The organism is Aliivibrio thorii (assembly GCF_057368585.1).
Genome location: NZ_CM170654.1, coordinates 2,789,336 through 2,807,852, shown reverse-complemented (window position 1 = coordinate 2,807,852; position 18,517 = coordinate 2,789,336). Strand labels below are relative to the sequence as shown.

Annotated in this window: 22 protein-coding genes and 1 pseudogene; 14 read left to right on the top strand and 9 right to left on the bottom strand. The window is 40.5% G+C overall.

From position 1 onward, the window contains the following. The first annotated feature begins 231 nt into the window (after positions 1-231). Positions 232-474 carry a cell division protein ZapB gene (zapB, locus tag AC2IP4_RS12945; RefSeq protein WP_486310348.1) on the top strand — a complete coding sequence of 81 codons (243 nt, stop codon included), beginning with the start codon at positions 232-234 and terminating at the stop codon, positions 472-474. Positions 475-1,088: 614 nt separating this feature from the next. On the opposite strand, the gene rraA is transcribed toward zapB, so the two are convergent. The 7 genes from rraA to AC2IP4_RS12910 all read right to left on the bottom strand — a co-directional run bounded on the left by rraA (position 1,089) and on the right by AC2IP4_RS12910 (position 7,292). Continuing rightward, positions 1,089-1,586, bottom strand: coding sequence for a ribonuclease E activity regulator RraA (gene rraA / locus AC2IP4_RS12940; RefSeq protein ID WP_105056794.1), 498 nt, complete (start codon positions 1,584-1,586; stop codon positions 1,089-1,091). 88 nt (positions 1,587-1,674) lie between these two features. Further along, positions 1,675-2,583, bottom strand: coding sequence for a 1,4-dihydroxy-2-naphthoate polyprenyltransferase (locus tag AC2IP4_RS12935; protein ID WP_375321614.1), 909 nt, complete (start codon positions 2,581-2,583; stop codon positions 1,675-1,677). Between the two features lie 84 nt (positions 2,584-2,667). Continuing rightward, on the bottom strand, positions 2,668-3,537 hold the full coding sequence (locus tag AC2IP4_RS12930; protein ID WP_375321615.1) for a phosphoribulokinase: 870 nt from the start codon (positions 3,535-3,537) through the stop codon (positions 2,668-2,670). 99 nt (positions 3,538-3,636) lie between these two features. Further along, positions 3,637-3,879, bottom strand: a complete 243-nt coding sequence (locus tag AC2IP4_RS12925; RefSeq protein ID WP_375321616.1) for a YheU family protein — start codon at positions 3,877-3,879, stop codon at positions 3,637-3,639. Between the two features lie 34 nt (positions 3,880-3,913). Then, on the bottom strand, positions 3,914-4,882 hold the full coding sequence (locus AC2IP4_RS12920; protein WP_375321617.1) for a hydrolase: 969 nt from the start codon (positions 4,880-4,882) through the stop codon (positions 3,914-3,916). Positions 4,883-4,885: 3 nt separating this feature from the next. Further along, positions 4,886-5,377, bottom strand: coding sequence for a TIGR02444 family protein (locus AC2IP4_RS12915; RefSeq protein ID WP_486310347.1), 492 nt, complete (start codon positions 5,375-5,377; stop codon positions 4,886-4,888). Continuing rightward, a complete protein-coding gene (locus AC2IP4_RS12910; RefSeq protein ID WP_486310346.1) occupies positions 5,361-7,292 on the bottom strand; it encodes an ABC transporter ATP-binding protein in 1,932 nt (643 codons plus the stop codon). Before AC2IP4_RS12910 ends, AC2IP4_RS12915 begins: the two co-directional genes overlap by 17 nt. Before the next feature lie 148 nt (positions 7,293-7,440). On the opposite strand from AC2IP4_RS12910, the gene kefG reads away from it, so the two are divergent. The 6 genes and pseudogenes from kefG (at position 7,441) to AC2IP4_RS12880 (ending at position 12,760) form a co-directional block, all read left to right on the top strand. After that, positions 7,441-7,983 (top strand): glutathione-regulated potassium-efflux system ancillary protein KefG, encoded by a 543-nt coding sequence (gene kefG / locus AC2IP4_RS12905; protein ID WP_375321620.1) that lies wholly within the window; start codon positions 7,441-7,443, stop codon positions 7,981-7,983. After that, the gene (kefB, locus tag AC2IP4_RS12900) at positions 7,983-9,773 is read left to right on the top strand and encodes a glutathione-regulated potassium-efflux system protein KefB (RefSeq protein WP_486306944.1); all 1,791 of its coding nucleotides are present in this window, start codon (positions 7,983-7,985) and stop codon (positions 9,771-9,773) included. The genes kefG and kefB overlap by 1 nt, the downstream gene beginning before the upstream one ends. A gap of 30 nt (positions 9,774-9,803) precedes the next feature. Further along, on the top strand, positions 9,804-10,004 hold the full coding sequence (locus AC2IP4_RS12895; RefSeq protein WP_174213438.1) for a YheV family putative zinc ribbon protein: 201 nt from the start codon (positions 9,804-9,806) through the stop codon (positions 10,002-10,004). A 56-nt stretch (positions 10,005-10,060) separates the two neighbouring features. Then, a complete protein-coding gene (slyD, locus tag AC2IP4_RS12890; protein WP_375321622.1) occupies positions 10,061-10,651 on the top strand; it encodes a peptidylprolyl isomerase in 591 nt (196 codons plus the stop codon). Between the two features lie 837 nt (positions 10,652-11,488). Further along, positions 11,489-12,268: pseudogene (ltrA, locus tag AC2IP4_RS12885) on the top strand (group II intron reverse transcriptase/maturase); the annotation flags it as partial. Then, entirely contained in the window at positions 12,257-12,760 is a 504-nt protein-coding gene (locus AC2IP4_RS12880; protein WP_486310766.1) for a group II intron maturase-specific domain-containing protein, read from the top strand. The pseudogene ltrA and the gene AC2IP4_RS12880, both read left to right, overlap by 12 nt. Before the next feature lie 428 nt (positions 12,761-13,188). Here AC2IP4_RS12880 and AC2IP4_RS12875 read toward each other — a convergent pair whose 3' ends face one another. Continuing rightward, on the bottom strand, positions 13,189-13,413 hold the full coding sequence (locus AC2IP4_RS12875) for a SlyX family protein (RefSeq protein ID WP_375321624.1): 225 nt from the start codon (positions 13,411-13,413) through the stop codon (positions 13,189-13,191). Further along, positions 13,413-14,426: a WD40 repeat domain-containing protein gene (locus tag AC2IP4_RS12870; RefSeq protein WP_375321625.1), complete on the bottom strand. Its 1,014-nt coding sequence runs from the start codon at positions 14,424-14,426 to the stop codon at positions 13,413-13,415. Before AC2IP4_RS12870 ends, AC2IP4_RS12875 begins: the two co-directional genes overlap by 1 nt. A gap of 127 nt (positions 14,427-14,553) precedes the next feature. Between AC2IP4_RS12870 and fkpA the strand changes: the two genes are divergently transcribed. The 7 genes from fkpA (at position 14,554) to rpsG (ending at position 18,392) form a co-directional block, all read left to right on the top strand. Next, on the top strand, positions 14,554-15,348 hold the full coding sequence (gene fkpA / locus AC2IP4_RS12865; protein WP_105056806.1) for an FKBP-type peptidyl-prolyl cis-trans isomerase: 795 nt from the start codon (positions 14,554-14,556) through the stop codon (positions 15,346-15,348). Between the two features lie 168 nt (positions 15,349-15,516). After that, positions 15,517-16,221 carry a helix-turn-helix transcriptional regulator gene (locus AC2IP4_RS12860; RefSeq protein ID WP_060993508.1) on the top strand — a complete coding sequence of 235 codons (705 nt, stop codon included), beginning with the start codon at positions 15,517-15,519 and terminating at the stop codon, positions 16,219-16,221. Then, a complete protein-coding gene (tusD, locus tag AC2IP4_RS12855) occupies positions 16,218-16,610 on the top strand; it encodes a sulfurtransferase complex subunit TusD (protein WP_375321627.1) in 393 nt (130 codons plus the stop codon). The genes AC2IP4_RS12860 and tusD overlap by 4 nt, the downstream gene beginning before the upstream one ends. A 29-nt stretch (positions 16,611-16,639) precedes the next feature. Next, positions 16,640-16,996: a sulfurtransferase complex subunit TusC gene (gene tusC, locus AC2IP4_RS12850; RefSeq protein ID WP_105056808.1), complete on the top strand. Its 357-nt coding sequence runs from the start codon at positions 16,640-16,642 to the stop codon at positions 16,994-16,996. Between the two features lie 3 nt (positions 16,997-16,999). After that, the gene (gene tusB, locus AC2IP4_RS12845; RefSeq protein ID WP_105056809.1) at positions 17,000-17,287 is read left to right on the top strand and encodes a sulfurtransferase complex subunit TusB; all 288 of its coding nucleotides are present in this window, start codon (positions 17,000-17,002) and stop codon (positions 17,285-17,287) included. A 165-nt stretch (positions 17,288-17,452) separates the two neighbouring features. Continuing rightward, positions 17,453-17,827 (top strand): 30S ribosomal protein S12, encoded by a 375-nt coding sequence (rpsL, locus tag AC2IP4_RS12840; RefSeq protein WP_005417208.1) that lies wholly within the window; start codon positions 17,453-17,455, stop codon positions 17,825-17,827. A gap of 94 nt (positions 17,828-17,921) precedes the next feature. Next, on the top strand, positions 17,922-18,392 hold the full coding sequence (rpsG, locus tag AC2IP4_RS12835) for a 30S ribosomal protein S7 (protein WP_060993284.1): 471 nt from the start codon (positions 17,922-17,924) through the stop codon (positions 18,390-18,392). The last annotated feature ends 125 nt before the right edge of the window (positions 18,393-18,517 follow it).

Genomic DNA, 18,517 nt, shown 5'->3' with positions numbered 1-18,517 from the left:
TGCTTTAATTCAAATAATGCATTGAAACATCTAGTTTTAGTATGCGGTTCGTTTTAATCTTAAGAAAGTAAGTCAGATGTTGGTAAAAATTGCTGTTTTTTTGTTCATATGATGCATTTTAATGAATAACACTATGGCAGAATTACAATTGCTGAGTAGAATAGAAAATAAGTCGGCAGAGAAAGATAAACTCTCTGCATCTCAATGAAGATTACAGTTAAGGTGGCAGGAATGTCTTTAGAAATATTAGAACAACTAGAAGCTAAAGTTCAGATGGCAGTAGATACAATCGCACTGCTACAAATGGAAGTTGAAGAATTAAAAGAAGCGAACGCTGAGCTAGCTCAAAATCTTGAGCAAGCAAACAACGGTCGTTCTGAAGTTGAGCAAGAAGCTCAAAAAGCACGTGATGATCAAGCTCAATTTGAAGCTCGCATCCGTGGTTTACTAGGTAAGATGGAAGAAGTAGAGTAATTCTATTTTTTGAGTCGTAACTCTTCCATCTTCTGTGTTGTCGGTGCTCACTTATTATCATAAGCTCCGCGCCTCCGCCTTGAAGATGAAAGATTTACTTATCAAAAATTGAGAATAATTTAGTTTATAGCTGAGCTCACTTACTACCGTAAGCTCTGCGTCTCCGCCTTGAACTAATGGAATCTATTTAGCCAAAAGTTAAAATTGGTTAACGAGTAAATTTGAAACCGTAGGTGTGAAAGCACCTGCGGTTTTTTTTGAACCTAGAATCTATACGCTGCGCTGACTAGATCGATTTGCTTCTATAAGAGCAAAAAGCGAGGGTTCAGGTATCAGGAGGAGATGCAGTGGTGCTTTTAGCTCCTCCCCTTTATCGCAGCTGTTACTTGGTTGTGAGTATCAATATAAGGGGAGGTTGGGAGGGGTTGCAAATAATGAAGTTGAGTTTATCCGCATAACATGAACATGGCATAACCAACCCCCTCTAACTCCCCCTTGGATTGACTATGCAGATCTTATTGCAATGGCGATAAAAGGGGGAGAACTATTCTTTATCGCTGTAATCTCAACGATCACCTCTGAATTCTGCCAGCGAAGCGATCTGAACTCTAGCTCTACTCTTCTTCACCCATCTCTTCTAATGGTTCTTGAGAAATAATGATCCCAGTTGAATCTGCATACAGGTGATCTTCAGGTAAGAAGGTTACGCTACCAAAGTTAACGGCTACATCAATTTCACCAATGTTTTTCTTTGCAGCACCAACAGGAATAGAGGCGAGTGCTTGGATACCGATATTAATTTCTTCTAGATAATCGACTTCACGAATACAGCCATAAATCACCAAACCTTCCCAACCATTATGAGCGGCTTTAGAGGCTAAATCGGCGTCAACAAGAGCGCGACGTAATGACCCGCCACCATCCACTAATAATACTCGGCCTTCGCCTTTTTCATCCAGTAATCGGCTGATTAACCCATTGTCTTCAAAACACTTAATCGTTGTGATTTGTCCAGAAAAAGAGCTTTTAGCACCATAATGGCTGAACATTGGTTCAACAACATCAACGAGATCTAAATAAATGTCACAAAGTGCAGAAGTATTGTATTCCATAATGATGCCTACCTTTTTTGGTGTTAGTTCTCTCTAGAGCTTCTTAATATACGGGCTTAATAAGTCATTACTATGATAAATAACAAGCTTATATGGATAAATAAAGACCGATTGAAAACAAAATATTAGTGAACAACGCACATTGGACTACTGTTCCCATCATTGGGCGAATGGCTTCGCCGCTCGATGCGCGAATAACAGATATCACATGATTAACAACGAATGGGGTAATCACTAAAAATAACCATCCCGTTAATGAGTGGATCTGAGTTGCACTGAAAATGGCAAGGCAGATAAAACTGAGTGCCATAATGATTGCGTGATATTTACGACCCCAAGCCGCACCCATACGGACAACGAGTGTCATTTTTCCACACGCTTCATCATTTTCAATGTCTCGTAAATTATTAATGTTTAAGACAGCAACAGCTAATAAACCACAAGCAATCGCGGGTAAAAATAACGCTGAAGATAAATGACCTGTATGTAGGTAATAAGTACCAGCAACACCAAGTAAGCCAAAGAAGATAAATACTGAAATGTCACCTAACCCACGGTAGCCATAAGGTTTGTCTCCCATGGTATACGCAATGGCTGCTGCAATTGCCAATAAGCCAAGAGCAATAAAACCAATAATATCCATGGTTTGGTGAAGAGAAATGAATACTAATGTTAAGCCACTAATAATTGTGAGCACAATATTAATACCAATGGCTTTCTTCATTGTCGCTTGCGTGACTAAGCCTGATTGCATTGCTCGTTGTGGACCAAGACGGTCATCATTATCGGTGCCTTTTACTGCGTCACCATAATCATTAGCAAGGTTAGATAAAATTTGTAATAAGGTTGCAGTAACAAATGCCATGAGGGTGATGGTTGCAGAAGCATGGTTATTCCAATATGCCAATGCCGAGCCTGTCATAATTGATGCAAGCGCAAGAGGAAGTGTTTTAGGTCGAGCAGCACTGAGCCAAATAGCAAAAGGAGAAGTTTTCATAGCATCGCAAAAATAGTGAATAGACTCTCTATTATTCACTATTTTTGGAAGAACCCCAAATTTGAAAGCAAAAGAGGAAAAGGATTACCCTATTTTTCCCGTTTCAATCAGTTGCTGAAGTAGTGGACGAATGATTAATTCCATCGCAAAACTCATCTTTCCTCCGGGAACCACAAGTGTATTATGGCGAGACATAAATGATCCATCAATCATGGCAAGCAGGTAAGGGAAATCAACATTACGTATGCCGCGGAAGCGGATCACCACAAAGCTTTCATCTAAGCTTGGAATACCTTTGGCGTTGAGTGGATTTGAAGTATCAACCGTAGGTACGCGCTGAAAGTTAATGTGAGTACGAGAAAATTGCGGTGTGATGTAGTTGAGATAATCATCCATTGAGCGAACAATGGAGTCCATTACCGCTTCTCGAGAATGACCGCGATCTCGAGTATCTCGAACGAATTTTTGGATCCATTCAAGGTTTACAATTGGTACCATGCCAATCAATAAATCAACGTGCTGAGAAACATCAATCTCACAGTCCATGACTCCACCATGTAATCCTTCATAAAAAAGAACATCAGTATTCTCTGGAAGGTCTTGCCATGGAGTAAATGTGCCAGGCATTTGATTGAATGGAACGGCTTCATCAAAGGTATGTAAATAGCGACGATATTGTCCAGTTCCATCAATACCATATTGGTGGAAGAATTGTTCAAGTGCAGGGAAATCATTGGCTTGAGGGCCAAAATAGCTGATATGCTTGCCTTGCTCTTTTGCTTTACGAATTTCGACATCCATTTCAGGGCGAGTGAATCGATGGAAGCTATCGCCTTCAAGCCATGATGCTTTGATGTCCATCATATTGAACATCTTACGGAAGGCTTCAGAAGTGGTGGTGGTGCCTGCACCGGAGGAACCAGTAACAGCTATAATTGGATGCTTTGCGGACATGACAAACCCTGTCTATATTTCCTTGATGGTGAAGATGTTATAACAGGGTTGATTTAAATGATACGTTATCGTTTAAAATTTGTGATTGATTGAAAATGATTATTCAAACTTATGATTGCTGAGGTTAGGGTTAAAGCGGGCTTTGGTTTGAATATCTACGGTTTCGTGTAGTTCAGAGAAAACGACCATCGCTTCACCATTTTTTAATAACAGGGTTATTTGCTCTATCTTATCTTGATGGTTGCATTCCATTTCACCGTAATCGGTGCCTTCACGAAGAACAAATTCTGAAATCAAATTTTCTAAAGTTTCTGGTGCGATATCTTGCCAAGGAATGATCATACTTCTTACTCATCCATTTTATTAATTACTAAGGCTAGAGAATTTTTTGAAACCAGTGGTTTACGCTATTTTCTAACCAAAATGTTGGTTTGCTGAACGAGCCATTAATAAAGCCAACATGGCCGCCATGTTCTGTTAGTTGATAGTGTACACAGTTAGGCAGAGCTTGAGTAGGTATCACTGCTTTTGTCATGAAAGGATCGTCTTTTGCGTGAATGATCCGTGTTGGTATATCGATATGCTCTAAAAACTGTAAACCACTGCATTGCTGATAATAGTCTTGTGCATTTTCGTAACCGTGCATAGGAGCTGTGAGTAAATTATCGAATTGTAGTAGGTCTGGAATTGCAGCTATCATGGCTTTATCTAAGCCTACAATTGCTTGTCTATTTCCGTTTATTTTTCTAATACTACTGGCTTTTAATGAGCGTAATAAATAGGTTTGATAAACACGAGAAAAACCGTGTTGAATGCGTTCTGAGCAGGCGGCTAAGTCTAGTGGTGCAGAAATCACGGTGGCTGCATTCAATAATGTTTTGGCGCTGTATTTAGCAAGATAATTTACCAACATATTGCCGCCAAGAGATATCCCTGTGGCGACTTTTATTCGGTTTGGAAAACGTTTATCTAGCATTTGAATAAAGAAGCGAGCGTCTTCGGTTTCACCTGAGTGATAAGCTCTAGCTAAACGGTTAGGTACGTCACTACATCCTCTAAAATGCATCATTACGCCAAGCCAACCTTGTTCTTTAGCGGCGGCTAATAATCCATTCGCGTATGGACTCTCAAAGCTGCCTTCTAACCCATGAAATAAAATGAAGATGGGTTTATCTCCGGCTTTATTTGGGTTTTCACTCCACGCTAAATCGACAAAATCACCATCAGGTAACTCTAAACGTTGCCAATATGCATTAAACAAAGGATTTCTACGCAGTAAACGTGGCAATAAAGTTTGGATGTGTGCGTTGGATAATCCTGAGGCAGGAGTAAATGAGTCCATCATGAATTAGGCTCCTTTTTTGGCTTGTAGAGAAAGGTATAATGATTCGGCATTAAGTGAGCAACAATAAATGTGTAGTAAGCTGTTCTGCTGGTTTGCTCGCTTCAACTCAATACGTAGAACTGTTTCAATAAGATCAGTTTGTTGCTGTTTTTCTAGCTGTAATTCAAATTGTAGAGCTTGCTGATAAAGTTCAATAACACCCGTTTGTTTAATTTTTTTTCTTAATGCTCGATAAGAGGTAAGTAAGGCATCTGTTATATTGAGTGAGCTTTCAAGAAGTGTAATGTGTAATGATGGAAATTGAATATTGAGAGAATCAAGCCAGATCAAAAGTAGGGCAAGATTTACATTGCCTTTATGCTTATCTTGTAAGGCGAGAGCGGCGGATTGTACGCCTTGTTTTTTATAATGAGATAACGAGAAGGTCCAAAAGGCTTCGCCGGTAAGCAAAGCCTTTTGTTGTTTATTGATAGGGAGGTTACTGTTGAGAGGCATTCTCTTTTTCTTCAATTTGTTCTTGAAGATCCATCCATTCCATCTCTACTTCTTCAAGCTCTGACTTTGCTGATGCTTGAATGGCCAACACTTCGGTTAAACGTTTTTTGTTTTCAGCTTCATATAAAGACACATCGCCAAGTTCTTCTTCAGATTGGCTTAATGCTTCGTTGAGTTTGTCCATTTTCTTTTCAAGTTTAGTTACTTCTTTACGAAGTGGCGCTATCTGTTTTCTGAACTCTGCTTCTTTACGTTTCTGCTCTTTTTTGTCTGCGGCACTTAAGCTTGTTGAAGTGCTTGGGCTGTCTTGCTTATCTTGTTGAAGCTGCTCTTTACGTTCTGATTTATTTTGTTCGGTAAGCCATTTGTAGTAATCCGTTAAATCACCATCAAAAGGAACCACTTGGCGATCATGAACTAAGTACAGATCATCAGTAGTCGCTCGCAGTAGGTATCTATCGTGACTGACGATAACCATTGCACCTTCGAAAGTTTGCAAAGCCATGGTTAAGGCTTGGCGCATATCCAAGTCAAGGTGGTTGGTTGGTTCATCGAGTAGCAACATGTTGGGTTTTTGCCATACAACAAGTGCTAATACTAAACGTGCTTTTTCGCCACCAGAGAAAGGCCCAATTTTATCGAGCGCTTTTTCACCTTGAAAACCAAAGCTGCCTAAGTAATCACGCAGTTGTTGCTCTGTATGATTTGGGGCAATCTGCATTAGGTGCTGTAGTGGTGTCTCTTCTACGTGTAGAGTTTCTAATTGATGCTGTGCAAAGTAGCCAATTTTTACACCTTGAGAATAGCTAAATACGCCACTTTGTGGAGCTAACTCTCCAGAGAGTAATTTAATTAGTGTTGATTTACCGGCACCATTTCGACCCAGTAGACCAATACGGCTACCCGGAACAAGGTTTAAACGAATTTGTTCTAGAATGGTGTTGTTTTCATAGCCGGCACTCACTTCGTCCATCATTAGAATTGGGTTTGGTAGTGCATCTGGCTCTCTAAAGTTAAAGCTGAATGGGTTATCTAACTGTGCTGGTAGCACTTTTTCCATCTTCTCTAACGCTTTAATACGGCTTTGCGCTTGGCGCGCTTTTGATGCTTTATAACGGAAGCGGTCTATGTATGACTGCATGTGTGACATGTTCTTTTGTTGCTTCTGATATTTCGCTTGTTGCAGTATCAGTTTCTCAGCACGTTGCACTTCAAATGACGAGTAGTTACCTGTGTATTCGTTTAATTGTTGGTTCTCAACATGAATAATACGGTTAATAACAGGATCAAGAAAATCACGGTCATGAGAAATTAGCATTAAGGTGCCAGGGTAGTTTTGTAGCCAACGCTCTAGCCACATTACCGCATCTAAATCTAAGTGGTTGGTTGGTTCATCGAGTAGCAACAAATCGGAGCGACAAATCAGGGCTTGAGCTAAGTTTAAACGCATACGCCAACCACCAGAGAACTGAGTTAAGTTCCAGTCCATTTGTTGTTGGGAGAAACCTAAACCGTTCAGTAATTCAGCTGCACGTGAGTTAATCGTATAACCACCAGCAATGTCTATTTTACTGTGAAGCTCAGCAACTAATGTGCCGTTATCTGCTTCTTCAGCTTTGAGTAACTGTTCCTCTAAACCACGAAATTCCCGATCACCATCGATAACATAATCAATCGCTTTGCGTTCTAACGCGGGAGTTTCTTGCGCTACCCATGCCATTTCCCAGTTTTGAGGAACACGATTTGAACCTGCATCAACGCTTAGTTCGCCTTTAATTAGGGCAAAAAGAGTGGATTTACCACAGCCATTTTTTCCGACTAAACCGACTTTGTCACCGGGATGAATGGTGGCAGAGGCTTGTTCTAATAATGGCTTACCGCCACGAAGTAATTGAATGTCTGAAAACGTAATCATGCTGTGGTGTGCTTCTCTTGTTGGCAAAATGGTGAATACGGTAAGCATAGTAGGCGTAAGAGCGAAGATTGTCGATATAGAAATAGTCTGTATGATGGAGTAGAAGTCCCATTTAAAATAATAAGAAGTGAAGTCTAGAAAGGAATTTATGACTCAGTTGCCTAGAATATTAGTGATCCTCGCTCATCCTGATCCTGAACACTCGGTTGCCAATAAGGCGATCTTATCTGCGTATCAAGATTTATCACATGTCACTGTGCATGATCTTTATGCTCATTATCCTGAATTTTTCATTGATGTTATTTATGAGCATGAATTACTTGCTCAGCATGACATTATTATATTTCAACATCCACTTTATCTTTACTCGTGTCCTTCTTTGTTAAAAGAGTGGATGGATTGCGTGCTTGGGAAGGGATTTGCCTATGGTGAGGGTAATGCTCTAAAAGGTAAGCAATGGCGCAGTGTAATCACTGCGGGTGGTATTGAAGAGGCTTTCTCTGAAACAGGTTATAACCAACATTCAATGGATGATATTTTAATACCTTTTAAGATCACCGCGGCGTTATGCCAGATGGAGTGGTTAACGCCATCCGTTCAATATTGGGCTCGTAAAATTAGTATAGAAAAGCGCCAGAAGTTTATTGATGAGTACAAACAATGGTTATCAAATCCTAAAGGAGAAAGCTAATGGCGGGAGATTGGTTACATACTAGTTCAATATTTTTAGCTGCTGCGGTTGTCACTGTTCCTTTGGCGCAACGATTTGGTTTAGGCGCAGTGCTTGGTTACTTATTGGCAGGGATTGCGATTGGTCCATGGGGATTGAAATTAATCTCTGATGTGGATGCGATTTTGCATTTTTCCGAGTTTGGGGTGGTGTTGTTACTCTTTTTAATTGGCTTAGAGTTAAACCCAAATAAATTATGGAAGATGAGAAAACCGATTGTTGGCTTGGGTGGTAGTCAAGTGGTGGTGACCTCCTGCATCATCACTGCTGCAATGATGCTTTATGGTTTAGAATGGCAAGCAAGTGTCGTGATTGGAATGGGGCTTGCCTTGTCATCAACCGCGATTGCTTTGCGAGTGATTGAAGAGCGTAAACTATCGGCTTATGAAAGTGGTCAGTCTGGTTTTGCGGTGTTGTTATTTCAAGATATCGCAGTGATCCCAATGCTTGCGATATTACCAGTGCTTGCTGGTGGTGCGAGTGGTAATTGGCTAGACGGTTTATGGATTTTGGTTGGTGTGATAGGTATTTTCACTCTTGGTCATTTTTTATTACGACCGTTATTTAGTTATGTTGTGAAGAGTGGGGCCCGTGAGTTGTTTACGGTAGCGGCTCTGCTTTTGGTTATTGGTGTTTCTGCTGCGATGAAACAGTTGGGATTATCAATGGCGCTTGGGGCATTTCTTGCGGGTGTTTTACTTGCTGAGAGTGAATTTCGTCATGAGTTAGAAGTGGCGATTGAACCCTTTAAAGGTTTATTGCTTGGATTATTTTTTATTGCCGTAGGGATGTCGGTTAATTTAGGGTTATTGTTGCAATATCCATTAGAGATATTAGTGGCAGTTGCTTTATTGGTGACATCAAAAGGTTTTCTACTTTATGGCTTGGCGCGTTTGTTTGGAACCAGAGCAAAAGCACGTAGCCAGATGGCAATGATATTGAGCCAAGGTGGTGAGTTTGCATTTGTGTTATTTACTGCTGCGCAAATGGAAGGGTTATTAAGTCGAGAGCTTACGGCTTTCTTATTAGTTGTAGTGAGCTTATCGATGATGACTACGCCTTTACTTCTTATTGCTCAAGATTGGTGGTTTGGTCGAACCTTAAACGGTGAAGAAGAGATGCCGCAATCTGATTTTACTCATGCAACTCAGCCACAAGTTATCATTGCGGGCTTTGGTCGTTTTGGACAAATTGTCGGGCGTTTACTGTTTGCTAATAAAATTAAGCTAACGATTCTAGAGGGCGATCCAAGTCAAATTCGTTTGTTGAGAAAGTTCGGGTATAAAGTGTATTACGGTGATGCAACCCAAGTTGAGTTATTACGAGCTGCAGGAGCTGAGAAAGCAGAGGCGATCGTGGTTTGTAAGACTGACCCTCAAAAAGTGATGGATGTTGTTGCCTTATGTAAACAGCACTTTCCGCATCTAAAAATTCTAGCAAGGGCAAGAAGCAGAGTTGAAGCGTATGAGTTACTAAATGAAGGGGTAGATCACTTTTCACGAGAAACTTTTTATGGTGCCCTTGATTTAGGCCGACAAACCCTCACATCTTTGGGTATGCATCCTTATCAGGCCAAACGCGCAGAATCGCATTTTAAAAAGTTAGATGTTGCTATGCTAAAAGAATTGTTACCATTGCATTCAGATGACAAGGTTCTGGCTTCTAAGGCGAAAGCGGCTCGAATAGAGTTAGAAGAGATTTTTGGTTTAGAGATGGAAAGCGAACGATCAAATCAGAACGATTGGGACTGATATTATAAAGAGTGAATTAGCACAAGGATAATAACCGTGAAAAAACGATTTATTGCAGGTGCGGTTTGCCCATCATGTAGCACTACGGATACGCTACGTTGGTGGGAGGAAAGTAATATTGAACATGTCGAATGTGTGGAGTGTGGTCATACTGACCGAAAAACACCAAAATCGATAGAAAAAACCAAACATGCGCAAGATGATGTTATTGGCGTTTTTAAGCCTGAATAGTATTATGTCGCAACACTGAATACCATCCACTAATGCCAAGTGCATCCGGAGTTAAAATGAAAATTGAAAAGAACGTTGTTGTAAGTCTTGCTTACCAAGTAAAAACTGAAGAAGGCGTAGTTGTTGATCAATCAACAGTTGAGGCTCCTCTTGATTATCTACATGGTCACAACAACCTAATTGTTGGTCTTGAGAAAGCACTTGAAGGTAAAGTTGCAGGCGATAAATTCAGCATCACTGTTACTCCTGAAGAAGCATACGGCGAGCACATGGATGAGATGGTTCAACGTGTTCCTGCTGACGTATTCCAAGGCGTTGAGCAAATCGAAGTTGGCATGCGTTTCCTTGCTGATACAGACCAAGGTCCAATCCCTGTAGAAGTGACTGAAGTTGACGGCGACGAAGTTGTTGTTGATGGTAACCACATGCTTGCTGGTCAAACGCTAGGTTTTGAAGTTGAAGTTGTAGCGCTACGTGAAGCAACTGAAGAAGAAGCTGCACACGGTCATATTCACCAAGAAGGTGGTTGTGGTCACGATCACGGACACGACCATGATCACGAAGGTGGTTGTTGTGGTGGCGAAGGTCATTCTCACGATCACAAAGAAGATCACGAATGTTGTGGTAGCGGCAACTGTTCTAAGTAATCTCTTAAGAGCAGGAACGAAGACGCTTCGCTAAAGGGCGGACTTCGTCCTTAAGAATTGAGAAGACCACAGGTGTTGAACCTGTGGTCTTTTTTGTTTGCCCAGCAAAGCTGGCAAACCCGTCTGCTTGCAAGATAGCAGAGTCACCCCGACTAAGGGGAAGACAATCTGAATGGCAAGGGCGTCACTGGCCAACGGTGGGGTCTGAAGGAAGCCATAGGAAGTTAGATGTACACAACTAACCGTAACCTGTTTCGGCGGGATTGGTGGGTAAGCGTCCAAAATAGCGCGAAGCCCAATACTTAGTCAGACCAATTCTGTGCTTGAGGGTGGCATATCTAACAGGGAGTCAGTGCAATAACTGGGGAAGCCTGGCATCTAAACTTAATTGTCAGTAAGTGGCTTAGATTCAAGAAGAAACTCAAGATCTAATGCCGATGTGAGGTGGCAGATGAACCCGTAGTAGTGAGTAAGGCTAGGCCTGTGAAAGCCAGTGATGGTGTGGAGGACAAAACCAAGCCGACTATCAGCAGCATGTCTGATAGAGTCTATTGCTACCAAAAGTGCAATTGATTGCGAAGGGGGGAAGCTTACTTAAAGACTATTACGGAATATTAGCGATGTTATATGGGTACACAAGCTATTTGACGAAATAGGACACCTGGATTTGGTTACTTAGGAATAAGTGGACTGATACCAAGAGCCGTACAGAGGAGTAATCACAGACCTTGAGGTAGATTGCCAACTGGCTAGAACGTCTCAAATCTGTGATGAAACACACTCACCATACAGACAAGAAAATACGAAATAATAGCGCACTTAATTGATAGAGAAACGATGAGAAAATTCTACAGCGTATATGGCCGTTTGCTCAATTTAAGAGGGTTGTATAATGCTTTTAAACAAGTGAAAAGAGCAAAAGGTGCGGCCGGAATAGATGGGCAGAGCCTGAGTGACTTTGAGCAAAATTTAGTAGAAAATTTAACCGCTCTTTATCAAGAGTTAACACTCAAGACGTATCAACCCAAAGCGGTCAAACGGGTAGAAATACCTAAAGATGATGGTGGAGTGCGTTTGTTGGGTGTTCCAACGGTTCGAGATCGCATTGTTCAACAAGCTGTCGTCGACGTGCTTGACCCAATTTTTGATCCCAACTTTCATCCGTCAAGTTACGGATACAGAAAAGGGCGAAGTTGCCACCATGCAATCAATAAAGCATCAATGTTTATCTGACAATATCAACGACAATATGTCGTTGATATGGATTTATCGAAATGCTTCGACATGCTCGATTATGACTTGATAATTGACAGCATAAAGAGACGAGTAACAGATGGAAGTCTCCTAAAACTCATCAGGCAGTTTCTCGAAAGTGGGGTAATGATAAATGGGACATATGAGCCGACGACGATAGGCAGTCCGCAAGGTGGCGTAATTAGTCCCCTTATTGCTAATATCTATCTCGATAGATTCGATCAGCAAATGATGGCGAGAAATCATCGCATAGTGCGCTATGCGGATGATATTTTAATCCTATGCTGCACGAAAAAGGCAGCGGAAAATGCTTATGCCACGGCGGAAAAGATCCTAGAGGGTGAACTCAAGTTGGAGCTCAACAAAGAGAAAAGCCACATAGCACACAGTGATGAGGGTATTAAGTTCTTAGGAGTAGAAATAAAGAGTAGATATACTCAAATTCAACCTAAGAAATTAACCGCCTTCAAAAATAAAGTTCGAGATTTAACCCGAAGAAATGGCGGTAAGCCACTATTGCAGGTAATCAAAGAGCTAAATCCCCTGTTGCGTGGTTTTAGCCAATACTTTCGGATAGCCAATGCCAGTAAGCAGTTTAAAGCATTAGCAGGTTGGATAAGAAGGCGACTTCGTAGTATCCAGTTAAGGCTATGGAAGAAGCCAGAAAGGCTTCATCGATGGTTAAAGCAGCATAACTACAAACCGCCTTTTAAGCACATCAACATGCGAGTATGGAACTCGTCAAAGAGTCCACTAGCGAGCTATGCTATGCCAAATCAGTGGTTTACCGAGTTAGGACTATTTAATCTTGAAACGGTAAGTGTCGGAAAAGTGCTCACATACGAATATAAGTAAGCAGGAGCCGTGTACGAGGTCCGTACGCACGGTTCTGTGAGAGGGATGAGGCGGTAACGCCTCACCCTACTCGATGTTTAAGAGGGTTCAGGGGTGATCGGGTTATTACAGAGAATTCTTATGAGTTCCTCCCCTTGAGCGATAAATCATTGGGATTGATTATGTTGATATAAGGGGAGGTTAGGAGGGGTTGTTAGTGATTGAGTTTAATTTTTGTATATCTCAAACGTTTTTATTACCAACCCCCTCTAGCTCCCCCTTGTATTAACTATTCCGATTTCATAATCATAGAGTTAAAGGGGGAGAACTATCTTTGTCGCTGTTATTTGAACAATTACTTTTAGCTCTATGCTCTTCTCAAGCGAAGCCGTCTTAAGCGTAGCGTCCTTTAGCTACTTGTTGCGTCCTGCTCTTTCTGAAGTCTGTTCTTAGTAATGCGGTGGTGGTGTCTCTTCTGACGCATCCGCCATATTCGATGAATCCATGGTCTTCATTTTACCAACCATAAATTTCATTTGAACTTGCATATTAGTGATCAATAATTGTTGTTGAGATAACGCATCGTTTAACTCTTCGATTGTTTGCTCTTGGAACGCTATTTTGTACTCTAAATCACTGATTCTATCTTCTAGTTTTTTTATATCTGTCGTCATTATTCTATCAACCAAGCTTGAGCTATTCCGGCTGAGGTAGCGGAAACGACTCGTTGTTTTTTATCAATGGCGACATCATACACTACCGCTGTTGGTGGACGTGCATCTTTTAATGGTTCGGCACGCCATTGTTCTTTTTTCTTACCTGAAAGAGTATTCCATAGCATGACCGTGCCAGCGGGAGAGCCTGTAACAAGGTATTGACCATCATCACTAAAGCGAGCACTTGAGAACACTTGTTGGCGAGCAAAGGTACTTAACTCTGTAATTTTATCGCCCGTTTTTAAATTCCAAATAAAGGCTTCATTACCACCATCTGCAGTGAGTGCATATTTGCCATCTCGTTGTAGTGCAATACGACTTACGCGTTTTTCATGCTCAAAGGTTTGTAATATTTGTCCTGTCTGTGTATCCCAAAAATAAGCAAAATGGTCATTACCACCAGATAAGGCAAATTTCCCATTGGCTGATAAAGCCACTGAATTTACTTTTTCTCGATGGGCAAGAAATTCAAGCCTACGTCCTGTGGCTAAATCAATATAAATGGCTTTGCCGTTAGATAAACCAAGCAAAACTTGTTGACCATTACTTGCAATATCAACATCGCGAATGATGCCATCAGAGATAGACCATAAACCTTCGGAGATCCCCATCCCTAAATCCCAAACTGCAAAATTAGTTTGAGTTGCTGTAATGGCAAAGCGAGAGTTGTCAGAGATAGTAATATGGGAAACGGTAGAATCGTGTTGATCTTGAGCTCCGAAATAGGTCAATTCTTTATTATCGACAAGATCCCAAAAATGCAATCCACTTTTTATTTCACTGTTCGTATTAGCAGCATTTGATCCTTCTTTAACAAAGAAAAGCCCAAAGCGAGCATCACGACTTAACGCGAAACTGGTAGTGCCTTGTGTTGCCATTTCCCATCGTTGAACGTCAGAGTTATTAAAGAAACAGCCCACTAATGTCAACGTAATGAAAAAAATTGCAGTGTATTGAGAGATAACGCGCATCAAATTGAACTACTCGTTTGTAATGTGTCTATAAGTACTAGTATATTGTGATGAACAGTATTTCACATCTTTATCTAAAAATTGAATAAGAAATTGAGGCAGGACCTCAAATAACCGGAGTTTTGAAATGAAATCTATCTTTAAAGTGTCGTTACTTGCTGCAACTGTTGCATTCGTTGTTGGTTGTCAAAAAGAAGAAGCACCAAAAACAGAAGCAACAACATTACCTGCAAAAATTGAAGCATCAGCAGAAGGTACAACGGCATCAACGTTCGCATCTGAAGATGAAAAAGCAGGTTATGCAATTGGTGCATCATTAGCTAAATACTTAAACTCTAACCTAGAGAAGCAAACAGAACTTGGCTTAGACCTTAAGAAAGCTGATGTACTTGCAGGTGTTACTGATGTATTCAACGGCAAAGAACGTCTAACTGATGAAGAAATTCAAGGTGCTCTACAAGCGCTAGATCAACGCGTTGCTGAAATTGCACAAAAGAAAGCAGCGGCTGAATCTGAAGCAAACATCAAAGCTGGTGCAGATTACCGTGCAGAGTTTGAAAAACAAGACGGCGTAATGAAGACTGAATCAGGTCTTTTATACCAAGTAATTACTCCTGCTGAAGGCCCTAAACCAAAAGCAACAGATACTGTAGTTGTACATTACTCAGGTACACTAATCGACGGTACTAAGTTTGATAGCTCTTACGATCGTAACCAACCAGCAACTTTCCCTCTAAATGCAGTAATTCCAGGTTGGACTGAAGGTGTTCAACTAATGAATGTTGGCTCTAAATACAAGTTTGTTATCCCAGCAGAACTAGGTTACGGCGCTCAAGGTAATCAATCTATCCCTGCAAATTCTACATTGGTATTTGATGTTGAGTTGCTAGAGATTAAAGACGCAGCAAAACCAACAAAATAATCTTTACGGAGATTAAATAATCTAAACTTTGTTTTAGATCACTGAATTAACCCCGGCACTGGCTGGGGTTTTTTATTTTCATGCAAATATTCTGATAAACTTGATGGAATTATTTTAAGCAACAGGCTTTTTCTGCTCGTTGGATAAATGGATATTAAGTTGGTGTATATGAATATTGAGAATATCGCAGAAGAAAGTTTATCTGAGGTAGTACCATTTACTGAGTTTGATCATCATATTCTACGCTCGTATGAAGCTGTTGTTGATGGTATTGCTAGTTTAATTGGTAGCTATTGTGAAATTGTTCTGCACTCATTAGAAGATATCAATAAATCAGCGATTAGAATTGCTAATGGTGAGAATACTGGCCGTAAAGTTGGCTCTCCTATTACCGATTTAGCTTTGCAAATGTTGAAAGATATTCAGCGTTCAAAGCGTAATTTTTCACGTTCATATTTCACTCGCGCTAAAGGCGGGGTGTTAATGAAATCGATCACCGTAGCTATTCGCAATGGTGATGAAAGAATTATTGGTTTGTTATGTATTAATATCAATTTAGATGCACCGTTTTCCCAAGTTTTACATTCTTTTATGCCAAGTGAAGAAGCAAATGAAGCGGCTTCAAGTGTAAACTTTGCCAGTGATGTTGATGAATTAGTTGATCAAACTGTTAAACGCACCATTGATGAAATTAATGCAGATAAAGAAGTCGGTAATAATGCTAAGAATAAACAGATTGTAATGGATTTATACGATAAAGGTATTTTTGACATTAAAGATGCAATTAACCGTGTCGCTGATCAGTTGAATATCTCTAAACATACGGTGTATCTCTATATTCGCCAGAGAAAAACAGAGGATGGTGAAAAGTGAGTTTATGCTATGGGGTGGTTGTTAATGGTCCTGCTTATGGAACTCAAGCATCTAGGCAAGCTTTTCAGTTTGCACAATCGCTTATTAAGCAAGGTCACCAGTTGGAAAAAGTCTTTTTTTATCAGGATGGAGTATTGAATGCTTCATCATTGATTTTACCTGCTAATGATGAATTTGATATAACGAAAGCATGGCAAGCATTGGCACAAGAACACAATGTAGAATTAGAGACTTGTGTTGCGGCTGCATTACGTCGTGGCGTCATCGGTCAAGAAGAAGCTGAACAACATAAGATAGAGCAGCATAACCTATCGCAAGGCTTTCAACAGGCTGGTTTAGGTGGTCTAGCTACGGCATTGCTGAAGTTTGATCGTGTGATTCAATTTTAATTTTTGAGTATTAGTATAGTAGGCAAGTCATGAATCGTATTGGATTTGTGTTTCAAAGTTCACCGCACTCAACGACGAAGGGCAGGGAAGGGCTAGATGCTATTCTTGCGGCTTCTGCATACAGTGAAGATATTCAAATTTTCTTTATTGGGGATGGGGTATTCCAATTATTAGAAAATCAGCAACCAGAACTTGTATTGTCACGTGATTATGTTGCGGGATTTAAAATGTTGTCGTTATGCGATCTTGAAGAGCTATATGTATGCCAAACCGCATTACATAATCGTGGCTTGAAAGAAAAAAATTTATTGATTGATGTTGATGTTATAACAAATCAAGAGATTAATGAGAAATTATCACAATGTGCTCAAGTAATGGTGTTTTAGGTTATGCTGCATATTTTAACGAAAAAAGAGAACATTCAAGCGCTTTGTTGTAATGAGTTGCCAATAAATACCACACATGACGTGCTTTTATTAACGCAGGAGAGTATTTATGCGGGAATGTTGGATCATAAAGATCATTCATTGATCCTTTCGTTTAAGCAATGCTATTTATTGCAAGAAGATGTAGAAGCTAGGGGCGTTAAATCATTAATTGATGATAAAATTCAACTGGTTAGTTATGACTTCTTTGTATCGTTAACCCAAGACCACTCACCTGTAGTGACTTGGTAATCATGTGTTATGTTCGAGAAACATAAATTATTTTTAAATTGTTTATTAATAGTGCTGTATATTTCTTGACACATATCACGTTCAGCCTTAGAATTTCGCGTCCCTATTTTCATAGGGATATAGATTTTTCAAAAGTTTTCGAACCTCTAATCAGGAGCTATTTTAATGGCAACTATTAACCAGTTGGTACGCAAGCCACGTGCAAAGCAAGTTGTTAAAAGCAACGTGCCTGCGCTAGAAGCGTGTCCACAAAAACGTGGTGTATGTACTCGCGTATATACTACTACTCCAAAAAAACCGAACTCAGCTTTACGTAAAGTATGTCGTGTTCGTTTAACTAACGGCTTTGAAGTTACTTCATACATCGGCGGCGAAGGTCACAACCTTCAGGAGCACTCAGTTGTTCTTATCCGTGGTGGTCGTGTTAAAGATTTACCAGGTGTGCGTTACCACACTGTTCGTGGTGCACTTGACTGTGCAGGCGTAAACGATCGTAAGAAAGGTCGTTCTAAGTACGGTGTGAAACGTCCTAAGTCTTAATGGAATCCGTTAAGTAAGGCCAAACACTAAATATTTGTAATTTGAAGAAACTGAAAAGTTTTGGATAACCTGAAGACAACAACGGAGATATTCCATGCCACGTCGTCGCGTAATAGGCCAACGTAAGATCCTTCCAGATCCTAAGTTCAAATCTGAGCTGTTGGCAAAATTTGTAAACATCGTAATGGTTGACGGTAAGAAATCAACTGCTGAAAAAATCGTTTACGGTGCACTAGAATTAATGGCTGAGAAATCTGGTAAAGATCACTTAGCTGTATTCGAAGAAGCTCTTGAAAATGTTCGTCCATCGGTGGAAGTTAAATCTCGCCGTGTGGGTGGTTCAACTTACCAAGTTCCTGTAGAAGTACGTCCGGTTCGCCGTAACGCACTTGCTATGCGTTGGATGGTTGAAGCTGCGCGTAAGCGTGGTGAAAAATCTATGGCTCAACGTCTTGCTAACGAAATGTTAGACGCGTCTGAGAACAAAGGTACTGCGGTTAAGAAACGTGAAGACGTTCACCGTATGGCTGATGCTAACAAAGCATTCGCTCATTACCGCTGGTAATACCGAAGGTGCAGCAGTCCTTGCTGCACCTTACTTCTTTCTTTCCCATTTAGTAAAACACTTAGCCATTATCGCTATTTCAATGCATTTGCGTTGGGAAATAGCAATAATCCCTAAGATAAGAG

What these genes read in the sequence shown, in the direction of transcription:
- zapB (WP_486310348.1), top strand. Translation starts at nt 232, where the DNA reads ATGTCTTTAGAAATATTAGAACAACTAGAAGCTAAAGTTCAGATGGCA.
- rraA (WP_105056794.1), bottom strand. Translation starts at nt 1,586, where the DNA reads ATGGAATACAATACTTCTGCACTTTGTGACATTTATTTAGATCTCGTT.
- AC2IP4_RS12935 (WP_375321614.1), bottom strand. Translation starts at nt 2,583, where the DNA reads ATGAAAACTTCTCCTTTTGCTATTTGGCTCAGTGCTGCTCGACCTAAA.
- AC2IP4_RS12930 (WP_375321615.1), bottom strand. Translation starts at nt 3,537, where the DNA reads ATGTCCGCAAAGCATCCAATTATAGCTGTTACTGGTTCCTCCGGTGCA.
- AC2IP4_RS12925 (WP_375321616.1), bottom strand. Translation starts at nt 3,879, where the DNA reads ATGATCATTCCTTGGCAAGATATCGCACCAGAAACTTTAGAAAATTTG.
- AC2IP4_RS12920 (WP_375321617.1), bottom strand. Translation starts at nt 4,882, where the DNA reads ATGATGGACTCATTTACTCCTGCCTCAGGATTATCCAACGCACACATC.
- AC2IP4_RS12915 (WP_486310347.1), bottom strand. Translation starts at nt 5,377, where the DNA reads ATGCCTCTCAACAGTAACCTCCCTATCAATAAACAACAAAAGGCTTTG.
- AC2IP4_RS12910 (WP_486310346.1), bottom strand. Translation starts at nt 7,292, where the DNA reads ATGATTACGTTTTCAGACATTCAATTACTTCGTGGCGGTAAGCCATTA.
- kefG (WP_375321620.1), top strand. Translation starts at nt 7,441, where the DNA reads ATGACTCAGTTGCCTAGAATATTAGTGATCCTCGCTCATCCTGATCCT.
- kefB (WP_486306944.1), top strand. Translation starts at nt 7,983, where the DNA reads ATGGCGGGAGATTGGTTACATACTAGTTCAATATTTTTAGCTGCTGCG.
- slyD (WP_375321622.1), top strand. Translation starts at nt 10,061, where the DNA reads ATGAAAATTGAAAAGAACGTTGTTGTAAGTCTTGCTTACCAAGTAAAA.
- AC2IP4_RS12875 (WP_375321624.1), bottom strand. Translation starts at nt 13,413, where the DNA reads ATGACGACAGATATAAAAAAACTAGAAGATAGAATCAGTGATTTAGAG.
- AC2IP4_RS12870 (WP_375321625.1), bottom strand. Translation starts at nt 14,426, where the DNA reads ATGCGCGTTATCTCTCAATACACTGCAATTTTTTTCATTACGTTGACA.
- fkpA (WP_105056806.1), top strand. Translation starts at nt 14,554, where the DNA reads ATGAAATCTATCTTTAAAGTGTCGTTACTTGCTGCAACTGTTGCATTC.
- AC2IP4_RS12860 (WP_060993508.1), top strand. Translation starts at nt 15,517, where the DNA reads ATGAATATTGAGAATATCGCAGAAGAAAGTTTATCTGAGGTAGTACCA.
- tusC (WP_105056808.1), top strand. Translation starts at nt 16,640, where the DNA reads ATGAATCGTATTGGATTTGTGTTTCAAAGTTCACCGCACTCAACGACG.
- tusB (WP_105056809.1), top strand. Translation starts at nt 17,000, where the DNA reads ATGCTGCATATTTTAACGAAAAAAGAGAACATTCAAGCGCTTTGTTGT.
- rpsL (WP_005417208.1), top strand. Translation starts at nt 17,453, where the DNA reads ATGGCAACTATTAACCAGTTGGTACGCAAGCCACGTGCAAAGCAAGTT.
- rpsG (WP_060993284.1), top strand. Translation starts at nt 17,922, where the DNA reads ATGCCACGTCGTCGCGTAATAGGCCAACGTAAGATCCTTCCAGATCCT.